Genomic DNA, 19,313 nt, shown 5'->3' on the forward strand with positions numbered 1-19,313 from the left:
GCACTTTACCGGGTGGGTGGCGCACAGGCAATTTCTGCCCGTACCGATCGTTCCGACGCTCTGCGTGGGAATGCCTCAACGGACGCTCCGCGTTCTGCTTTGGAAGGGACGCAGAGCGTCCCGGGATGCATTCCCACGCGGAGCATGGGAACGATCATTACGCATAAAAAAACCCGCACCTCTTTCAAGGCACGGGCTCTTTCACAACTTCAAGCGATCAACGCTCCAGCAGGATCCGCAGCATGCGGCGCAGCGGTTCGGCCGCGCCCCACAGCAGTTGGTCGCCGACGGTGAAGGCGCCGACGAATTGCGAACCCATGTTCAGCTTGCGCAGACGACCGACCGGTACATTCAGGGTGCCGGTGACCTTGGTCGGGCTCAGCTCCTGCATGCTGATCTCGCGGTTGTTCGGTACCAGTTTGACCCACGGGTTGTGCTGGCTGATCAGCCCTTCGATATCGGCGATCGGTACGTCTTTGTTCAGCTTGATGGTCAGCGCCTGGCTGTGGCAGCGCATGGCGCCGATGCGCACGCAGATGCCGTCGACCGGGATCGGGCTCTTGAAGCGACCGAGGATCTTGTTGGTCTCGGCCTGGGCCTTCCACTCTTCGCGGCTCTGGCCGTTCGGCAGTTCCTTGTCGATCCACGGGATCAGGCTGCCGGCCAGCGGTACGCCGAAGTTTTCGGTCGGGTACGCGTCGCTGCGCATGGCTTCGGCCACGCGACGGTCGATGTCGAGGATCGCGCTGGCCGGATCGGCCAGTTGATCGGCGACAGCGGCGTGGGTCGCGCCCATCTGCTTGATCAGTTCACGCATGTTCTGCGCGCCGGCACCGGAGGCCGCCTGATAGGTCATGGCGCTCATCCACTCGACCAGACCGGCCTCGAACAGACCGCCCAGGCCCATCAGCATCAGGCTGACGGTGCAGTTGCCGCCGATGTAGTTCTTGGTGCCCGCGTCCAGCTGCTGGTCGATGACCTTGCGGTTGACCGGGTCGAGAATGATCACCGCGTCATCGTTCATGCGCAGGCTCGACGCCGCGTCGATCCAGTAACCCTGCCAGCCGGCTTCGCGCAGCTTGGGGAATACTTCGCTGGTGTAGTCGCCGCCCTGGCAGGTCAGGATCACGTCGAGGGTCTTCAGCTCGTCAATGCTGTAAGCGTCCTTGAGCGGAGCAATGTCCTTGCCCACGGACGGGCCTTGGCCACCGACATTGGACGTGGTGAAAAACACCGGCTCGATAAGATCGAAATCCTGCTCTTCCAGCATCCGCTGCATGAGCACGGAACCGACCATCCCGCGCCAACCGATCAGACCTACACGTTTCATCGCAACTACACCTTCTTGAAAAGTGGGCCGCTGCTTTGTATTGAATTTCGCAGCGGGCCCGAGAGATTACAGATTCCGCAGCGCGGCGACTACTGCGTCGCCCATTTCCTGCGTACCGACTTTGGTACAACCGGCCGAGTGGATGTCGCCGGTGCGCAAGCCCTGATCGAGCACGACGCTGACGGCTTTTTCGATGGCATCGGCAGCGTCGTGCAGATTGAAGCTGTAACGCAGCATCATCGACACCGACAGGATCGTCGCCAGCGGGTTGGCAATGCCTTTACCGGCAATGTCCGGCGCCGAACCGTGGCACGGCTCGTACATGCCCTTGTTGTTGGAATCCAGCGAGGCCGACGGCAGCATGCCGATCGAACCGGTGAGCATCGACGCTTCATCGGAGAGGATGTCGCCGAACATGTTGTCGGTGACGATCACGTCGAACTGCTTGGGTGCGCGTACCAACTGCATGGCGGCGTTGTCGACGTACATGTGGCTCAGTTCGACTTCCGGGTAATCCTTGGCCACCTGCTCGACCACTTCACGCCACAACTGGCTGGATGCCAGCACGTTGGCCTTGTCCACCGAGCAGAGCTTCTTGCCACGAACCATGGCCATGTCGAAACCGACACGGGCGATGCGGCGGATTTCGCTTTCGCTGTACGGCAGAGTGTCGTAGGACTGACGCTCGCCGTTGTCCAGCGTACGGGTGCCACGCGGCGCGCCGAAGTAAATGCCGCCGGTCAGCTCACGGACGATGAGGATGTCCAGACCGGCAACGATTTCCGGCTTCAGGCTCGACGCGTCGGCCAGTTGCGGATAGAGGATCGCCGGGCGCAGGTTGCCGAACAGGCCCAGTTGCGCGCGGATTTTCAGCAGGCCGCGCTCAGGGCGGATGTCACGCTCGATGGTGTCCCATTTCGGGCCACCGACAGCGCCCAGCAGCACAGCGTCGGCAGCGCGGGCGCGATCAAGGGTCTCGTCGGCCAGCGGCACGCCATGCTTGTCGATGGCCGCGCCACCGATCACGTCGTGGCTCAGCTCGAAGCCCAAGCTGTACTTATCATTGGCCAATTCCAGCACCTTGACCGCTTCGGCCATGATTTCCGGACCAATACCGTCACCCGGGAGAATCAGAATCTGCTTGCTCATGCTTTCCTCGTGTCTTCAAGCGGTGCGCCACTGAACGGCGCGCCGGGAAAAATTCTTATCGCTCAGCCATCAGTACGATCACATCGGTACTGAACGAGCCGTCGGCTTCTATCTCAAAATACTCACGCACTTCGTTGCCCATCGACTGCTGCAACTGGCGGATCGCCGCGCGCATCACGTCAGGTGTGCGCATGCGCTCCACCCAACTGCTGTACTCCAGACGCAGGCGCTGCCGGGTGGTGCTGCGCACATGCAGACCGGCCTCGCTGACCTGGCGCAGCCACTCGGCGGCGGAGTAGTCGCGGACATGGCTGGTGTCGCGCAACACCTCAACGCTTTGCAGGTAAGTGTCGAACAACGCACTGCCTGGTGACAACACATCAACGAACGCCGCCACCCCGCCCGGCTTCAGCACCCGGCGCACTTCGCGCAAGGCCAGACCGAGGTCGCTCCAGTGATGCGCCGAATAGCGGCTGAACACAAAATCGAACTCGCCATCGGCGAACGGCAAGCGCTCGGCAGCACCGTTGACGGTAATGATGTTGCTCAAGCCGCGATCAACGGCAGCGCCGGCAACCACATCAAGCATTTGCTGGGACAGGTCGTACGCCACCACTTCCCTGACCAGCGGCGCAACATGGAAACTGACGTGACCGGCGCCACAGCCCAGATCCAGCACCCGCGCTCCACCCTGCCCGGCCAGTTCAGCCTGGAGCAGCGCGAACTCGCTGCCTTGGGCGTGAACCGCGCTGCTCAGGTAAGCGGCGGCCTGTTCGCCGAATTGCTTCTGGACGACCTGGGTGTGCTGGGCGGTGCTGGTCATGGATCACATCCTGTAAGCAGTGTTATTTGAAATACATTCCCTGTGGAAGCGAGCCTGCTCGCGAAGCGGCCCGCCCTGACTACATCAATCTCGAATCAGGCGTCGCGAAACAACCACGGCTGACTAACCCGATGCTTGGCCTCGAACGTCGCAATCGCATCGCCGTCCTGCAAGGTCAGGCCGATATCGTCCAGACCATTGAGCAGGCAGTGCTTGCGAAACGCATCGATTTCGAAGCTGTAGACCTTGCCATCCGGGCGGGTCACGGTCTGCGCTTGCAGGTCGATCTGCAATTGATAACCCGGCTCGGCTTCAACCTGCTTAAACAGTTCATCAACTTCTGCATCGCTGAGGATGATCGGCAGCAGGCCGTTCTTGAAACTGTTGTTGAAGAAGATGTCGGCGTAACTCGGCGCGATGATGCTGCGGAAACCGTACTCTTCCAGCGCCCACGGCGCGTGTTCACGACTCGAGCCGCAGCCGAAGTTCTCGCGGGCGAGCAATACGCTGGCACCCTGATAGCGCTCGGCGTTGAGGACGAAATCCTTGTTCAACGGGCGCTTGGAGTTGTCCTGATACGGCTGGCCAACATCCAGATAACGCCACTCGTCGAACAGGTTTGGACCGAAACCGGTGCGCTTGATCGACTTCAAGAACTGCTTGGGAATGATCTGATCGGTGTCGACGTTGGCACGATCCAGAGGCGCGACAAGACCAGTGTGCTGGGTAAAAGCTTTCATGCTGCGCTCCTTTTAGATCAATTCACGAACGTCGATGAAACGGCCGTTCACTGCTGCTGCGGCAGCCATGGCCGGGCTGACCAGGTGGGTACGGCCACCGGCGCCCTGACGGCCTTCGAAGTTACGGTTGGAAGTCGAGGCGCAATGCTCGCCGGACTCCAAACGGTCCGGGTTCATCGCCAGGCACATCGAGCAACCCGGCTCGCGCCATTCGAAACCGGCCTCAAGGAAAATCTTGTCCAGCCCTTCGGCTTCCGCCTGCGCCTTGACCAGACCCGAGCCCGGCACGACGATCGCCTGCTTGATGGTCGAGGCCACCTTGCGGCCCTTGGCGATCACCGCAGCGGCGCGCAAGTCTTCGATGCGCGAGTTGGTGCAGGAACCGATGAATACGCGATCAAGCTGAATGTCGGTGATCGCCTGATTGGCGGTCAAACCCATGTATTTCAAGGCGCGGACGATCGAGTCGCGCTTGACCAGATCCATTTCCTTGGCCGGGTCCGGCACGTTCTGATCAACAGCCAAAACCATCTCAGGCGAAGTGCCCCAGCTGACTTGCGGCTTGATTTGCGCGGCGTCGAGCTCGACCACGGTGTCGAATTTGGCATCGGCATCGGAAACCAGGTCTTTCCAGGCTTCGACGGCCATGTCCCACTGCTCGCCTTTCGGCGCGAATGGACGACCTTTGACGTAGTCGATGGTCTTCTGATCCGCCGCCACCAGGCCGACGCGGGCGCCGGCTTCGATAGACATGTTGCAGATGGTCATGCGGCCTTCGACGGACAGATCACGGATCGCGCTGCCGGCAAATTCGATGGCATGGCCGTTACCGCCGGCGGTGCCGATCTTACCGATCACCGCAAGGACGATGTCCTTGGCGGTCACGCCGAACGGCAATTGGCCTTCGACGCGCACCAGCATGTTCTTCATTTTTTTGGCGACCAGGCACTGGGTGGCGAGGACGTGCTCGACCTCGGATGTGCCGATACCGTGGGCCAATGCCCCGAATGCGCCGTGGGTCGAAGTGTGCGAGTCACCGCAGACCACGGTCATGCCCGGCAAGGTCGCACCCTGCTCCGGGCTGATCACGTGAACGATGCCCTGACGCACGTCGTTCATCTTGAACTCGACGATGCCGTATTCATCGCAGTTGTCGTCGAGGGTCTGCACCTGCAAACGCGAAACCTGATCGGCAATGGCTTCGATGCCGCCCTTACGCTCAGGGGTGGTCGGTACGTTGTGGTCCGGGGTCGCAATGTTGGCATCGATGCGCCAAGGCTTGCGCCCGGCCAGACGCAGGCCTTCGAAGGCTTGCGGCGAAGTCACTTCGTGAATGATGTGACGATCGATGTAGATCAGCGCCGAGCCATCGTCGCGCTGCTTGACCAAATGCGAATCCCAGAGCTTGTCGTAGAGCGTTTTGCCGGCCATCAGACGGTTCCTCATCAGCTTGTTTCTATGCCCTGGGCTTATCAATAACCCTTTGGCTTGTGAGGCCGATCCTATGGGGTTAGATTAAATAACTCAAATTCATATTTTTTATGCTTTGGATAACCAACTGGAATGCGACATGGACTTGGCTAACCTCAACGCTTTTATTGCCATCGCCGAGACCGGCAGCTTCTCCGGCGCCGGCGAACGCCTTCATCTGACCCAACCGGCGATCAGCAAGCGCATCGCCGGACTTGAGCAGCAATTGAAGGTGCGCCTGTTCGACCGCTTGGGCCGTGAAGTCGGCCTGACGGAGGCCGGTCGCGCCCTGCTGCCACGGGCTTATCAGATTCTCAACGTGCTCGACGACACCCGCCGTGCCCTGACCAACCTGACCGGCGAGGTCAGCGGTCGCCTGACGCTGGCCACCAGTCACCACATCGGCCTGCACCGCTTGCCGCCTCTATTAAGGGAGTTCACCCGCCGCTACCCACAGGTTGCGCTGGATATTCAGTTCCTTGATTCGGAAGTGGCCTACGAGGAAATTCTCCACGGCCGCGCAGAACTGGCGGTCATCACCCTCGCGCCAGAGCCGCATACCTTGGTCAAAGCCACGCCGGTGTGGGACGACCCGCTTGATTTCGTCGTCGCCCCGGAGCATTCGCTGATCAACAACGGTGCCGTCAGTCTGGCGGACATCGCCGGCCATCCGGCGGTTTTCCCCGGCGGCAACACCTTTACCCACCACATCGTCCAGCGTTTGTTCGAAGCCCAGGGCCTGACGCCGAACATCGCCATGAGCACCAACTACCTGGAAACCATCAAGATGATGGTCTCCATCGGCCTGGCCTGGAGCGTGCTGCCGCGCACCATGCTCGACGAACAAGTGGCAAGCATCGCATTGCCGGGCATACAGCTCACTCGCCAGCTAGGCTATATCTTGCACACCGAACGGACGCTATCGAATGCAGCACGCGCCTTCATGGCCCTGCTGGATGCACAAATCGATCGGCCAGGGATCCCGGCCTGACTTGTGCTACTCCTATAGCGCCGCTCCTGTGCCTAACGCCACTCAGCTCAAGGCCCGCTGACAATGCCGAAATCTGTTGACCGAACTCCGCCGATGCCGCGAATCCAGGCCGTCGATCCGCGCCATTCCGAGCAGAGCTGGGAAAGCGCGCCGCAATTGCTCGCCGCGCTCAACGGCGCGCGGCTCGGTGCCTGGTATTGGGACATCGAGCGTGGGCAGATCAGCTGGTCGCGGGGCACCCAGGCGTTGTTCGGTTTCGATCCACGGCAGCCGTTGCCCGCCGATTTGGAATACCTCGACCTGTTGCCGCCGGAAGACCGCGCGAAAACCGTGCGTGCTTTCCACGCGGTGATCGCCGGCGCGCCGCTGGAGCAGGCGATGCATCACCGCATCCGCTGGCCCGACGGCAGCCTGCACTGGCTGGAGATCAGCGGCAGCCTGCTGCCAGACAAGAACGGCCGGCCCCGAATGATCGGGGTGATTCGCGAAATCACCCACCAACGCCAGCGCGAGCAGGCCTTGAGCAGCTCGGAGAAACGTTTCGCTACACTTTTCCACCTATGCCCGAACATGGTTCTGCTGACCCGTCAGGATGACGGTCTGATCAGCGAGGCCAACCAGTATTTCGAAAGCCTGTTCGGCTGGCCGGTGCAAAGCGCAATCGGCCGCACCACCCTGGAACTGGGCTTGTGGGTGCACCCCGAGCAACGCGCCGAACTGGTGAAAAAAACCAAAGCCAAGGGCGAGCTGATCAGCATGGAAGTGCAGTTCCGCGCCAGCAATGGCCAGGTGCACGACGGCATCCTCAGCGCGCAGAAGGTCGAGCTCGAAGGTCAGCCCTATCTGCTCAGCACGTTCCTCGACACCACCGAACGCAAAGCTGCCGAACTGGCCTTGAAGGACAGCCAGGAACGCCTCGACCTGGCGCTGGACTCGGCGCAACTCGGCACCTGGGACTGGCACATCCCCAGCGGCATGCTCTACGGATCGGCGCGCGCTGCGCAATTGCACGGGCTGGAGCCGATTCCATTCCATGAATCATTCGAGGAGTTTTTCGAAGGCGTGCCGGGCGAGGAGCGCGACAGCATGCGCGACGCCTACCGCAGCCTGCGCGAAGGCCCCGCCGGCAATTATCAACTGACCTATCGCGTGCAACTGCCCGACGGCAGTTCGCGCTATCTGGAAAGCCGCGCGCGTCTCTATCGCGACGACAACGGCGCACCGCTGCGCATGGCCGGCACGTTGCTGGACATCACCGATCAGGTCGAGCGCGAGCAGCGTCTGGTGGCCTCGGAAGAGAAATTCGCCACGCTGTTTCAGGTCAGCCCCGATCCGATCTGCGTCACGCGCCAGGAAACCGGGGAGTTCATCGAGATCAATTCCAGCTTCAGCCAGACCTTTGGCTGGAGCGCCGCCGATGTGATTGGCCACACCGCCGAGGAAATCGGCCTGTGGGACGCCTCGGCGAAAAGCCTGCAACGCATCGAACGGGTGATTCGCGAACAAGGCCTGAGCAACGTGGCCATTCTCGTCCAGCACAAGGACGGCCAGTCGCTGACCTGCGTGATTTCCAGCCGGCAGATCAGCGTCGGCGACCAGCCGTGCATCGTCACCACCCTGCGCGACATCACCCAGCAACAACGCTCGGAAGCAGCGCTGAAGGCCAGCGAAGAAAAATTCGCCAAGGCGTTTCACTCCAGTCCCGACGCCATCACCATCACCGAGCGCGACACCGGGCGATATCTGGAGGTCAACGATGGCTTCTGTCGCCTCACCGGCTACCGCGCCGACGAAGTGGTGGGCAAAACCGTTTATCAGGTGGGGATCTGGGCCGAAGAGAAACAACGCTCGACCTTACTCGCCGAGTTACAGATCAAGGGCCGCGTGCATCATCAGGAAATGCTCGGGCGCAACAAGCGCGGCGAATTGCTCACGGTGGAAGTCTCGGTCGAGCCGATCACGCTCAATGAAACCGCGTGCCTGCTGCTGACCGCACGCGACGTCAGCCTGTTGAAGAACGCCGAAGCGCAGATTCGTCACCTGGCCTATCACGACCCGCTGACCAACCTGCCCAACCGCGCCCTGCTGATGGATCGCCTGAGTCAGCAGATCGCCCTGCTCAAGCGCCACAATCTGCGCGGCGCCTTGCTGTTTCTCGACCTCGATCACTTCAAGCACATCAACGATTCCCTCGGCCACCCGGTCGGCGACACCGTGCTGAAAATCATCACCGCGCGGCTCGAAGCCAGCGTGCGCATGGAAGACACGGTGGCGCGCCTCGGTGGCGATGAGTTTGTGGTGTTGCTCAGCGGCCTCGAAGGTTCGCGCAGTGAAGTCAGCGAGCAAGTGCGCGCGCTGGCCGACACCATTCGCGAATTGCTTTCGGAGCCGATGTTCCTTGATGGCCAGCGCCTGCAAGTGACGCCGAGCATTGGCGTCGCGCTGATTCCCGATCACGGCTCGACCCCGACCGACCTGCTCAAACGCGCCGACATCGCCCTGTACCGGGCCAAGGATTCCGGGCGCAACACCACGCAGATGTATCACAACACCATGCAGAAAGCGGCCAGCGAGCGCCTGCGCATGGAGACCGACCTGCGCCTGGCGCTGTCGCGCGGCGAGTTCAATGTGCACTTTCAGCCGCAAGTCGATGCCCGCGACAACCGCATCATTGGCGCCGAAGCCCTGGTGCGCTGGAATCATCCCGAACTCGGCGCGCAATCGCCCACCGAGTTCATCAAGGTACTGGAAGACAGCGGCCTGATTCTCGAAGTCGGCACGTGGATCCTCGATGAAGCCTGCAACGCCTTCAAACAACTGATCGCGTTGAAACTGGTCGACCCGCTCAACTTCAGCCTGTGCGTGAACATCAGCCCCCGGCAGTTCCGCCAGAACGATTTCGTCGAACGCATCGAACACAGCATGACCAGCCACGGCCTGCCCTGCTCGCTGCTGAAACTGGAAATCACCGAAGGCATCGTCATCCAGAATCTGGAAGACACCATCAGCAAAATGCGCCGCTTGAAAAAGCTCGGCGTGAGCTTCGCCATGGACGACTTCGGCACCGGTTATTCGTCGCTGACTTATTTGAAGCGCCTTCCGGTAGACACCCTGAAGATCGACCAGTCGTTCATCCGCGATGCGACCACTGACTCCAATGTTGCCGAGATCATTCGCGCAATTGTCGCGATGGCCCGCAGCCTTGAGCTGGAGGTCATTGCCGAGGGCGTGGAGACGCCAGCGCAACTGGCGTTTTTGCAGGGCCTGGAATGCCACTTGTATCAGGGCTATCTGCACAGCCGACCGGTGGGGTTGGAGGATCTGAAAAAACTGCTGCCCTGAATCGGCGGTCGCACAGACTGGCAACAGAGCAACAATTGCCACGGTTTGCGTCAGCCTGTAGGGTCGCGTTTTTTGCGCCGCTTCGAGATCAACCATGCAGGATGCATCCCTTCCCCGCCCGGCCCTGCTGGGCATCGACCTTGGCACCACCAACAGCCTGATCGCCGTCTGGCGTGAAGGCCGCGCCGAACTGATCCGCAACGCCCTCGGCGATGTGCTGACACCGTCGGTGGTCAGCCTTGATGAAGACGACACGATTCTGGTCGGCAAAGCCGCCCGCGCCCGCCTGACCACGCACCCGGAACGCACTGCCGCCGCGTTCAAGCGCTTCATGGGCAGCGACAGGCAAATCCAGCTCGGCTCTCGCCAGTTCAGCCCGGAAGAGTTGTCGGCGCTGGTACTTGGCTCACTCAAGCAAGACGCGGAAGCCTTTCTCGGCCAGGCGGTCACAGAAGCGGTCATTTCCGTACCGGCATATTTCAGTGACGAGCAGCGCAAGCGCACCTTGTTCGCCGCCGAACTGGCCGGGCTGTCCGTGACGCGCCTGATCAATGAACCGACCGCTGCCGCCATGGCGTACGGCCTGCACGAACAGAAGTTCGAACGCACGCTGATATTCGATCTCGGCGGCGGCACGTTCGACGTCACCGTGCTCGAATACGCATTGCCGCTGATTGAAGTGCACGCCTCCACTGGCGACAACTTTCTCGGCGGCGAAGACTTCACCGCCGCCCTGTTGCAGGCCTGCCTGAAACACTGGCAACTCACACCCTCAACGATCGATGCACAAGCCATGGCCAGCCTCGGTGATGCCCTGGAACAGCTGAAATGCAAACTCGGCGAAGGCGCGCAGCACTTGAGCTGGCGGCATGCCGAGCAGACATTCGAATGGGAACTGGATGAAGCCGCTGCAGTGAAAATCTGGGAGCCGTTGCTGGCCCGCTTGCGCGCGCCAATCGAACAGGCTCTGCGCGATGCCCGACTGAAACCGCGCGACCTCGACAGCCTGGTGCTGGTCGGTGGCGCCACGCGCATGCCGGCGGTACAGCAAATGGTTGCCACGTTGTTTGGACGCCTGCCTTATCGGCATCTTGATCCGGATACTATCGTGGCGCTGGGGGCGGCGACGCAGGCAGCATGCAAGGCGCGGGACGGTGCGGTTGAGGAATTGATTCTGACGGATGTCTGTCCGTATACGCTGGGTATTTCGACCAATCGTGGCGAAGGCGTCAGTGGCGCGTTCTCGCCGATCATCGAACGTAACACGGTGATTCCAACGTCACGGGTGCAGCGTTACTCGACGACGTTTGCGCAACAGACTGAAATCCGGATCGCGGTGTATCAAGGGGAACGCCCGTGGGTACGCGACAATATTTTCATCGATTCTTTCGACATCCAATTCACCCCTAGTGAGCAGCTGCAGAGCCTCGATGTGCGTTTCAGTTATGACATCAACGGCCTGCTGGAAGTCGACGTCACGCTTCTGGAAACCGGCGAACGTTACGGCCACAGCATCGACCGCAGCCCGACCGGACTGGATGAACAGGCGCGCAGAGACAGCCATGCCCGGCTCGCGACGCTCAAAGTTCACCCTCGCGACGCCCTGCCCAACCGCACCCTGCTCGCACGGCTGGAGCGAGCATGGATGCAAAGTCTGGGCGACGAGCGTGCGCGCATTGCCGAGTGGATGGACACCTTCAACACCGTGCTTGCCGGCCAGCAAGCCAGCGAAATCGCCAGCCACCGCTCAGCGCTGAATGATGCGCTGGACCAGATGCGTCTTTAACCGTTCAGTTGCCGTAAAGCAGCCTGCAACCCGCCGGACAACATATCTGCCCCACTGTCCGGCGGCACGCCATAGCGGTTAGGCAGTTTGTCTCCCGAAAAGCCGAACAACACCAGCGGCAGGAATGGCAGAAACGGCGACAATCCAAGAAATATCAGCAGTGTCGGTATGCCCCGGCCCATATCGTGCAACCGCCGTACAACTGCCGCGAACAACAGCAGCACGCCAAGCAAAAAGATGAGCATCCCGCCAATCGTCGTGCCAGTTATCAGCCCGGCTATTGGGGTTATCACTACGCATCCCAGGACCTGAGCGATAAAAGCCTTGCGCCCCAGCCGTGATCCGAGGCGCCAGAACGCTTTCGCTGGTACTGGCTGGACATCACTGTTGGCTAACAGCAACCGCTCCGACCACGACAGCAACGCGCACAGTGCCAAGCGCAAACCGACGCTGTTCTGCACGTCATCCTTACCCTGCTGCAGTTGCCGCAATACTCGCGTTTTCGGCACACCGGCAGCGCCGTAGCGAATCAAGCTTTTGAGCGCATCCAGCGCCTCATAGGCCAATAGTTTGTCGACACCGAAATCCGTCAACACCTTGCGCGGTGGCCACACCGGTTCGCCCTTGATCAGACCGTCGCGAAAGCCTTCGAACCAGTCATCCTCGCAACTGACCGCTTCAATCGACTGCAACAACGCCCGGTGCTGCTCGGCGCTCAGGCCTGGATCGTGGTAGAGCACGCCCCAGAACATCAACAAGCCCAGCAGATCATCGCCGCACGCCGCACGGTCACTTTCGACGCAGGTGTAAAGCAGGATGTTGGCGGGCAGCCTGGCGCTGTCGAGAGCCTGCTCGACACTGAACAACTGTTGCACCAGCAAACCGTGCACAGGATCGTCACCCTGCAGCCAGCCGAGCAAACCGGCGCAATTGCCCTGCTCACGCAGCAAGCGCCGCAATAGCGGCTGCAGTCGGCTCAAAGGATGCGCAGGATTGAACGGCAAACGCTCCAGACACTGCGCATCAATCAATTGCAACCAGCGCTCGGGTTGTTCCAGCAATGCCAGAAAAAACACGGTTTGAGCGTGCCAATCCCAGATGGCCGCTCCCAACCCGATCGGCGGCAAACCTGTCGCGCGCCGACTCAACTGGAGCATGAGATCAAGCTCCGTGAGGTCATTGCCGTCTTTGACCGCACTCAGCTCGAACGCGTCGGCGATGCGTGCAAGCGCCGTGTCGCTATAGGGCCGCAAGCGCTGCAACCACAGACGACAAACCTTGTGCAGCGCACCTTCGGACAACGCGAGCGGCAATTGCGGTGAAAGTGTTTGCGAGTCAGTGAAAGCGCTCATGGCCTGCGCAACAGGCGCCTTGGCCAGCCAATGCAGATGTTGCCTGGCCTGATACTTCAGGCCGCTCAAAACCAGGCATTCCAGCGCGTCCACCGGCAGCGGTTCGTCGACAATCTGCTGCAACAAGGCCGAATCACCACGATGCAGCGCCCACGCGTGCCGGTACAGACGCAGCAAACGGCTGTCGTGGTTTTCGCCGATCAACTGCGCGAGCAATGGCAACTCGTCGCCCGCCATGCGCCAATCAACAAAGCTTTGCGCCAGTGCATCAAGCTTGAGCCGTCCGACACCCAACCAACGGGTCAAGGTCTCGGGCCGTTGTGACGGACTGCCATACACCTGGCACTCAGCACCCAGTTCGTCCGGCCAAACGGCGCAGTCCTCCAGACGATCGAACGCCTGAATCAGCAACGGCAGAAAGGTCGGCTGACGCTTGGCACACAGCTCCAGCAAGCGACTCTCTGCCGCGGGATGGAGATGTTCGCTCCAGAGCCGAATCCAGCATGGAAACGCTTGATCGTCGTGCCCCAACAGACTGTACTGACACGCCAGCAGGTACAGCCAGTCGACGTTATCCGGCGCGGCATCGTGCTGTTCGGCACAGCATTGCAGGAACGTCGGCGCGCCCATCCCCGCTTGGGTGAACTGCACCAGCAACCGCTTGAGGTACGCGGCATCGTTGGGCAACGGCAAGCACGTGTGCCGACTGGCGAACTCGGCGAACTCGTGAAGCGGACGCTGAGTAAAGATGAAATCGAGGCTACGGGCATACCACAGCGACTCGGTCTGTGCCGGCTCTGACCAGGCGCTCATCAGATCCGTGTCGAACGGGTCGGGCGTCTTGATGCGCTGCAAAAAGCCTTCTACCGCTTGCGCATCGTCGAATGCCAGATCGAGCAATTGCTGGTCCCAGGCCATGCGCTGCGCCAACAGATTCGCACAACGGTAGGACAACGGACCGGCGCCGGACAGTCGGTGGTACAAGCCCCAGTTGAGGTCATCTAAAACCTCCAGTGACAATTCATCCAGCGTCCGGACGAATGCCTGCCACGCCGTGTGATTGAATCGTCGCGCGGGATCATCCAGCAGCGCACAGAAATCCAGGAAAGCTTGAGGCGCCCGAACGACATTGGCTTGTGCAGCGTCGATCTCGTCTCCAGCCTCTTCCTCCTCTTCACGGGCCAGACGCAGGGCACTCTCGTAGGCCATGCGTAGCGCTTGAAAACCTTCCGGATCGGTTTCCGGATGGTGCGCCGGCAAACGGGCGCGATAGGCGCTGCGAATCAGGGTTTCGTCAGTAGTCGGTTCAATGCCCAGTCGAATCCAGCAACTCATGACCAGTCGAACTCCCCAAGCGATGCCGGACGAGACGGCGGATCAATATCCATGTGCCAAGGCAGATCAGCGAGAAAGTGTGGAATGTTTTGCGCAAGACCTCGGGCAATCCTGGTGTTGAAAGCGCTGGTGCCCTCACGACTCATCTCGACCGCCAGTTCATCATCGCTTTTACTCATGCAGCACCAAAAGGTTCGTCCCACCAGAAAGCCGTTGAAGTAAGCCATCCAGCTGCCATAATGAAACTGCGCCCTCAACGCCAGACGACTGTGCAACCAGTTGCTCTCGGCCAGATCGATCCATTGATTACGTACGGCGCAGCGCAACAGAAAGCCCATCCGGCCGTAATCCCAGGACAAGATGCCGCCGGGACCACAGCTGCCGAAGGTACGGCTGGCAAATTCATGCAGGACGCGCTCGCGCGGGCTCAGCTCATTGAGCAACGACTGCCATTCACTCGGCAGGGATCGCTGCCACGCCAGATAGGCCGCACTGAGGTGTTTGGCATGGCCGTCGTCGGTCATCCATCCGAGCATGTCGAACAACTGTTGCCGATCATCGATACCCCAACTTTCCTTGAGGTTGATGTAACGATCGTTGCAGAACGCCGGGTCGTCATACCCGGCGCCGGTGTTGAGCGCGGCCATTGGTGCGGACAACGCGCACAGCCAGCGCTGTTGAATCTCGTCCATGAAAAAAGGCTCCAGGCCGACCGCTGGGAAATGGGGGCCGGCAAAACTGCGCCGATTGTAAAGAGCCCCGCCAACAGCGGCAAACCCTGCATCGCTTTGACTGCGCGCACAAAAAAGGCCCCGACGTATCGGGGCCTTTCGTTCAGCGGCTTATCGCCGGTTCGGGCGATTGTGTGTCAGCACATGAATCAATGCTGCAACGCCGGCTGCTGCGCTCCATTGATCGGGATGCGCTTGGCTTTCGCTTCTTCCGGGATCACACGGAGCAGGTCGATGCTCAGCAGGCCGTTGCGCAGGGCAGCGTCCTTGATCTCGATGTGATCGGCCAGACGGAACGACAGCTTGAAGGCTCGCTGAGCGATGCCTTGATGCAAGAACGTGACGCTCTCGTCAGTGTCACGCTTGCCGCCACTGATGGTCAGCACACCCTTCTCGACTTGCAGGTCCAGGTCTTCTTCCTGGAAACCGGCGGCCGCAACGACGATACGGTATTGGTCATCACCGTGTTTTTCGACGTTGTAAGGTGGGTAGCTGCTGCCTGGCTCGTTGCGCAGGGCGGTTTCGAACAGGTCGTTGAAACGGTCGAAACCTACCGAGGAACGGAACAGTGGCGCGAGAGAAAATGCAGTACTCATGGTTCAAATCTCCTGAAAACAATCAGCAAGGTTTTGTGTCTCCGCGACCCGAATTCGGCATCGCGTAACCCTTAGATAGGGACCGCTGTTTTGATTTCAAGAGATTATTTTGAGATTTTTTATGCGGCCTCGACGAGCGGCAATCCGAGCAGACGCGAGACTTGATCCGGCTCGGTTTCACGGCGCAGAACGGTGAAAAGCTCGGCGGCTTCCGGGTAGTTCCGTGTCAGCATGGCCAGCCATTGCTTGAGGCGACCAGGCGATTGGCGCGCGGTCATTTGCGCCTTGGCCTGCAGCCAGAAGTCCTGAATCAGCGGCATCAGCTCGGCCCAAGTCATCTCGACGACCTCTTCGCCAGCGCGCGCCGCAGCGATCTGCCGAGCGAGATCCGGGCGGGAGACCAGACCCCGACCGAGCATAATGTCTTCCACGCCACTGATTTCGCGGCAACGGCGCCAGTCTTCGACGCTCCAGATATCGCCGTTGGCGAACACCGGCACCTTGACCACGTCCTGCACGCGCGGGATCCACTCCCAATGAGCCGGCGGTTTGTAGCCGTCCATTTTCGTCCGCGCATGTACGACGATGTGCTCCGCCCCGCCTTCGGCCAGCGCCGTGGCGCAGACCAGCGAGCCGTCAGGACTGTCGAAACCCAGGCGCATTTTCGCGGTGACCGGGATGTGCGCCGGTACGGCGCGACGGACATGCTCGACGATCTGGTTGAGCAGCTCCGGCTCCTTGAGCAGCACGGCGCCGCCGCGGGATTTGTTGACGGTCTTGGCCGGGCAGCCGAAGTTGAGGTCGATCACCTCAGAACCGAGTTCGCAGGCCAGCGCAGCGTTTTCCGCCAGGCATACCGGATCAGAACCGAGCAATTGCACGCGCAGCGGCACGCCGGACGCGGTGCGAGCGCCGTTGAGCAGCTCGGGGCCGAACTTGTGGAAGTACGCCGGGGTGAGCAACTGGTCGTTGACCCGAATGAATTCGGTCACGCACCAGTCGATGCCGCCAACGCGGGTCAGCACGTCGCGCAGGATGTCGTCGACCAACCCTTCCATGGGCGCCAGAGCAATTTGCATGGGAAACACTACTTGAAGAAAAAACGTGCGGCAGTTTACTGGATATCGTGGAAGACCGCAGAACAACACATCTCTCTGTGGGAGCGAGCCTGCTCGCGAAGGCGGCCTGTCAGTTCATGCATGTGTGACTGACCTGACGCTTTCGCGAGCAGGCTCGCTCCCACAGGGTGAGATTTACATCGCCTCTGCAATCTGGATCGCCGGGCCATAGCCTTCGATAAATTCCGCCGGCATGCGCTTGGGCTTGCCGGTCGACAGTTCGATGCACACAAACGTGGTCTGCGCGCGCAGCAGGGTGGCGTTGTCACTGGGGCGTTTGAGCTGGAAATGCCGGGTCATTTTCAAGCGCTGATCCCAGTCGACGATCCAGGTCGCCAGTTGCAGTTCATCACCTTCATAGGCGGCGGCCAGGTAATCGATTTCGTGGCGGACAACCGCCATCGCCCGATCCAGCCGCCGGTATTCGACCAGGTCCAGGCCGAGGCGCTGCGAATGGCGCCAGGCGCAGCGCTCGAGCCAGGTCACGTAAACGGCGTTATTGGCGTGCCCGAGCCCGTCGATGTCTTCGGCGCTTACTTGCAGATCAATGGTAAACGGCGTTGCCCGATCCCAGCCCATGCCCCACTCCCGGTCAAAGTATTCAACCGGGACAGTGTAACGGAGCTCAGGCCGATTGGCGCGTTTGAAGGCTGCGACCGGCAAGCAGTGATAACACACCATCAATCACTCGAGGGTCGGCCAGCACCCGCTGATGGCCGCCGCTTTCCAGGCGCAGCAGGCGGCTGTCGAACCAGGCTTCGTGAATCAATTGCGATTCTTTGACCGAGACAAAATTGTCGTCCTCGGCATGCACGATCAGGCCGGGCATATCCAGTTGATAGTGGGCCACGTCCAGCGTAGCGGCGCGCATGCCGACGTCCTGCTCGACTTGGCGGATAAAGGCCGAACGCGCGCGCGGCGGCATGCCGACCATTCGCGCAAAACCGCGCAGAACGCCGAGAATCCGCGACGGTGCGGCGATGCTTACCAGAGTTTCGGTGCGCAGGCCCAATTGCACGGCGAGCATCGCGCTGGCGCCGCCCATGGAATGGCCGATAACCGCTTGCAGCGGCGGCAATTCGGCAGATGCTTCAAGCATGGCGCGGGCGAACAGCACTACATTGGCTTCTCGCCCAGGGGAGCGACCGTGGGCCGGACCGTCGAGCGCGACGACGGTATAGCCGGCATCGACCAGCGCATTGATCAGCGAGGCGAACTGCGTTGGCCGCCCTTCCCAACCATGCATCAGCAACACTGTCGGGCCTTGGCCCCAGCGCAGCGCCGACAGGCCGAAGCGCAACGTGATGCGTTCGGAGCTGGCCAACAGCGGCAGCTCCCAATCCCGCAGCGGTAGCGCGCGGGGCGTCATGAACGCCAGACGCATTTTGCTCGCCACCAGCTTCGGTGCAAACCAGCCCAAGGTACCGTTAACGCCACGAACCCACTTCAACGCGTTCATCGCACTCTCCTCAGGCTTGTTGCCTTCAGGTCAACGCACCGCCGACTTGGCGGCGCGCAGCAATCGATCGGATAACTCTCCCGGACCCAGCGCCCTGGCCAAGGCCAGACCACCGACCATCAACGCGACATCGGCCAAAGCCTTGTCGGTGTCTTCAGGGCTGGCGGCCAGTTGCGCGACCATCAGCTCCAGATGCTCGTTCAGCGCGATGCGGAACGACTCCGGCAAACGCCCCAATTCGCCAATCGAGGCAGGAATCGGGCATGCGGCTTCGCTGGAATCCCGGTGTTTGCGCGACAGGTAGAACGCAGCGACCAAAGCGCGACGCTCTTCGCCGGTCAGATCGGCGTCCATGTCGGCAATCAGGTCGCGACGCCGGCCCAGCAGTTGCTTGAACGCTTCGAGCATCATCGCGTCCTTGCTTTCGAAGTGGGCGTAGAAACCGCCAACCGTCAGGCCGGCGGCGCCCATCACTTCGCCCACGCTCGGGTCAGCCGGGCCGCGCTGAATCAGTGCGGCGCTGGCAGCCTTAAGGATGCGTTCGCGGGTTTGAGCTTTTTTATCGTTCATCGTTGCCTCCGAATATTACGACTAGAATATTATTCGCATAATAATATTCTGCAAGTCATGAATATGACCGCTGGTCTGAAGCACAGTGTAAGGAAAAAGGAGAGTTGGCCAAACGCCAGACAAACAAAAGGGCCATTCAATAATTGAATGACCCTTATAAATCCCGCAGAGCGGGTAATCGTGGCGTCCCCTAGGGGACTCGAACCCCTGTTACCGCCGTGAAAGGGCGGTGTCCTAGGCCACTAGACGAAGGGGACACAAACCCTTCTATACAACTGATCAGTGCTGAGAGCTGATCGATTCAAGGCCGGTGTGGCCAGACCTTGAACTGTAAAATTGGTGGAGCTAAGCGGGATCGAACCGCTGACCTCCTGCATGCCATGCAGGCGCTCTCCCAGCTGAGCTATAGCCCCGGATTTTTCGCCTCGCGGCGGAGTGATCTCTTGCAACATCACTTCTGTAAAACTGGCGTCCCCTAGGGGACTCGAACCCCTGTTACCGCCGTGAAAGGGCGGTGTCCT

General features: G+C 60.7%; 15 protein-coding genes and 2 tRNA genes. 3 read left to right on the forward strand and 14 right to left on the reverse strand.

Going from position 1 to position 19,313, the window contains the following annotated elements:
• Positions 1-217 precede the first annotated feature (217 nt).
• The 5 genes from asd to leuC form a co-directional block, all read right to left on the reverse strand.
• Positions 218-1,330 (reverse strand): aspartate-semialdehyde dehydrogenase, encoded by a 1,113-nt coding sequence (asd, locus tag D8U61_RS25735; RefSeq protein WP_016773934.1) that lies wholly within the window; start codon positions 1,328-1,330, stop codon positions 218-220.
• Positions 1,331-1,396: 66 nt separating this feature from the next.
• Positions 1,397-2,479, reverse strand: coding sequence for a 3-isopropylmalate dehydrogenase (leuB, locus tag D8U61_RS25740; RefSeq protein ID WP_016773933.1), 1,083 nt, complete (start codon positions 2,477-2,479; stop codon positions 1,397-1,399).
• Between the two features lie 55 nt (positions 2,480-2,534).
• Positions 2,535-3,302 carry a class I SAM-dependent methyltransferase gene (locus tag D8U61_RS25745; RefSeq protein WP_130927893.1) on the reverse strand — a complete coding sequence of 256 codons (768 nt, stop codon included), beginning with the start codon at positions 3,300-3,302 and terminating at the stop codon, positions 2,535-2,537.
• A gap of 95 nt (positions 3,303-3,397) precedes the next feature.
• Positions 3,398-4,042, reverse strand: coding sequence for a 3-isopropylmalate dehydratase small subunit (leuD, locus tag D8U61_RS25750; protein WP_024012386.1), 645 nt, complete (start codon positions 4,040-4,042; stop codon positions 3,398-3,400).
• Positions 4,043-4,054: 12 nt separating this feature from the next.
• Positions 4,055-5,473, reverse strand: coding sequence for a 3-isopropylmalate dehydratase large subunit (gene leuC, locus D8U61_RS25755; protein ID WP_016773930.1), 1,419 nt, complete (start codon positions 5,471-5,473; stop codon positions 4,055-4,057).
• A 139-nt stretch (positions 5,474-5,612) separates the two neighbouring features.
• Between leuC and D8U61_RS25760 the strand changes: the two genes are divergently transcribed.
• From D8U61_RS25760 to D8U61_RS25770, 3 genes are all read left to right on the forward strand, one after another.
• Positions 5,613-6,503 carry a LysR family transcriptional regulator gene (locus D8U61_RS25760; protein ID WP_024012384.1) on the forward strand — a complete coding sequence of 297 codons (891 nt, stop codon included), beginning with the start codon at positions 5,613-5,615 and terminating at the stop codon, positions 6,501-6,503.
• Between the two features lie 63 nt (positions 6,504-6,566).
• Entirely contained in the window at positions 6,567-9,845 is a 3,279-nt protein-coding gene (locus D8U61_RS25765; protein WP_024012383.1) for a PAS domain S-box protein, read from the forward strand.
• A gap of 94 nt (positions 9,846-9,939) precedes the next feature.
• Positions 9,940-11,631, forward strand: a complete 1,692-nt coding sequence (locus D8U61_RS25770; RefSeq protein WP_130927894.1) for a molecular chaperone HscC — start codon at positions 9,940-9,942, stop codon at positions 11,629-11,631.
• On the opposite strand, the gene D8U61_RS25775 is transcribed toward D8U61_RS25770, so the two are convergent.
• From D8U61_RS25775 to D8U61_RS25815, 9 genes are all read right to left on the reverse strand, one after another.
• Positions 11,628-14,318, reverse strand: coding sequence for a DUF805 domain-containing protein (locus tag D8U61_RS25775; RefSeq protein WP_130927895.1), 2,691 nt, complete (start codon positions 14,316-14,318; stop codon positions 11,628-11,630). The two genes, D8U61_RS25770 and D8U61_RS25775, sit on opposite strands and share 4 nt — an antisense overlap.
• Positions 14,315-15,010: a DUF1266 domain-containing protein gene (locus tag D8U61_RS25780; RefSeq protein ID WP_130902130.1), complete on the reverse strand. Its 696-nt coding sequence runs from the start codon at positions 15,008-15,010 to the stop codon at positions 14,315-14,317. The genes D8U61_RS25775 and D8U61_RS25780 overlap by 4 nt, the downstream gene beginning before the upstream one ends.
• A 188-nt stretch (positions 15,011-15,198) precedes the next feature.
• A complete protein-coding gene (locus tag D8U61_RS25785) occupies positions 15,199-15,645 on the reverse strand; it encodes an Hsp20 family protein (protein WP_016773925.1) in 447 nt (148 codons plus the stop codon).
• Between the two features lie 119 nt (positions 15,646-15,764).
• Positions 15,765-16,724 carry a tRNA-dihydrouridine synthase gene (locus tag D8U61_RS25790; RefSeq protein WP_016773924.1) on the reverse strand — a complete coding sequence of 320 codons (960 nt, stop codon included), beginning with the start codon at positions 16,722-16,724 and terminating at the stop codon, positions 15,765-15,767.
• A gap of 174 nt (positions 16,725-16,898) precedes the next feature.
• A complete protein-coding gene (locus tag D8U61_RS25795; RefSeq protein ID WP_125927219.1) occupies positions 16,899-17,342 on the reverse strand; it encodes a thioesterase family protein in 444 nt (147 codons plus the stop codon).
• 46 nt (positions 17,343-17,388) lie between these two features.
• Positions 17,389-18,222: an alpha/beta fold hydrolase gene (locus tag D8U61_RS25800; RefSeq protein ID WP_130927896.1), complete on the reverse strand. Its 834-nt coding sequence runs from the start codon at positions 18,220-18,222 to the stop codon at positions 17,389-17,391.
• Between the two features lie 30 nt (positions 18,223-18,252).
• Positions 18,253-18,792: a TetR/AcrR family transcriptional regulator gene (locus D8U61_RS25805; RefSeq protein ID WP_016773921.1), complete on the reverse strand. Its 540-nt coding sequence runs from the start codon at positions 18,790-18,792 to the stop codon at positions 18,253-18,255.
• A 181-nt stretch (positions 18,793-18,973) separates the two neighbouring features.
• Positions 18,974-19,049 (reverse strand) — tRNA-Glu (locus D8U61_RS25810).
• 80 nt (positions 19,050-19,129) lie between these two features.
• Positions 19,130-19,205: transfer RNA gene (locus D8U61_RS25815), tRNA-Ala, on the reverse strand.
• Positions 19,206-19,313 lie beyond the last annotated feature (108 nt).

This window comes from Pseudomonas sp. Sample_14, assembly GCF_004307515.1.
GTDB lineage: Bacteria > Pseudomonadota > Gammaproteobacteria > Pseudomonadales > Pseudomonadaceae > Aquipseudomonas > Aquipseudomonas atacamensis.

What these genes read in the sequence shown, in the direction of transcription:
- asd (WP_016773934.1), bottom strand. Translation starts at nt 1,330, where the DNA reads ATGAAACGTGTAGGTCTGATCGGTTGGCGCGGGATGGTCGGTTCCGTG.
- leuB (WP_016773933.1), bottom strand. Translation starts at nt 2,479, where the DNA reads ATGAGCAAGCAGATTCTGATTCTCCCGGGTGACGGTATTGGTCCGGAA.
- D8U61_RS25745 (WP_130927893.1), bottom strand. Translation starts at nt 3,302, where the DNA reads ATGACCAGCACCGCCCAGCACACCCAGGTCGTCCAGAAGCAATTCGGC.
- leuD (WP_024012386.1), bottom strand. Translation starts at nt 4,042, where the DNA reads ATGAAAGCTTTTACCCAGCACACTGGTCTTGTCGCGCCTCTGGATCGT.
- leuC (WP_016773930.1), bottom strand. Translation starts at nt 5,473, where the DNA reads ATGGCCGGCAAAACGCTCTACGACAAGCTCTGGGATTCGCATTTGGTC.
- D8U61_RS25760 (WP_024012384.1), top strand. Translation starts at nt 5,613, where the DNA reads ATGGACTTGGCTAACCTCAACGCTTTTATTGCCATCGCCGAGACCGGC.
- D8U61_RS25765 (WP_024012383.1), top strand. Translation starts at nt 6,567, where the DNA reads ATGCCGAAATCTGTTGACCGAACTCCGCCGATGCCGCGAATCCAGGCC.
- D8U61_RS25770 (WP_130927894.1), top strand. Translation starts at nt 9,940, where the DNA reads ATGCAGGATGCATCCCTTCCCCGCCCGGCCCTGCTGGGCATCGACCTT.
- D8U61_RS25775 (WP_130927895.1), bottom strand. Translation starts at nt 14,318, where the DNA reads ATGAGTTGCTGGATTCGACTGGGCATTGAACCGACTACTGACGAAACC.
- D8U61_RS25780 (WP_130902130.1), bottom strand. Translation starts at nt 15,010, where the DNA reads ATGGACGAGATTCAACAGCGCTGGCTGTGCGCGTTGTCCGCACCAATG.
- D8U61_RS25785 (WP_016773925.1), bottom strand. Translation starts at nt 15,645, where the DNA reads ATGAGTACTGCATTTTCTCTCGCGCCACTGTTCCGTTCCTCGGTAGGT.
- D8U61_RS25790 (WP_016773924.1), bottom strand. Translation starts at nt 16,724, where the DNA reads ATGCAAATTGCTCTGGCGCCCATGGAAGGGTTGGTCGACGACATCCTG.
- D8U61_RS25795 (WP_125927219.1), bottom strand. Translation starts at nt 17,342, where the DNA reads ATGGGCTGGGATCGGGCAACGCCGTTTACCATTGATCTGCAAGTAAGC.
- D8U61_RS25800 (WP_130927896.1), bottom strand. Translation starts at nt 18,222, where the DNA reads ATGAACGCGTTGAAGTGGGTTCGTGGCGTTAACGGTACCTTGGGCTGG.
- D8U61_RS25805 (WP_016773921.1), bottom strand. Translation starts at nt 18,792, where the DNA reads ATGAACGATAAAAAAGCTCAAACCCGCGAACGCATCCTTAAGGCTGCC.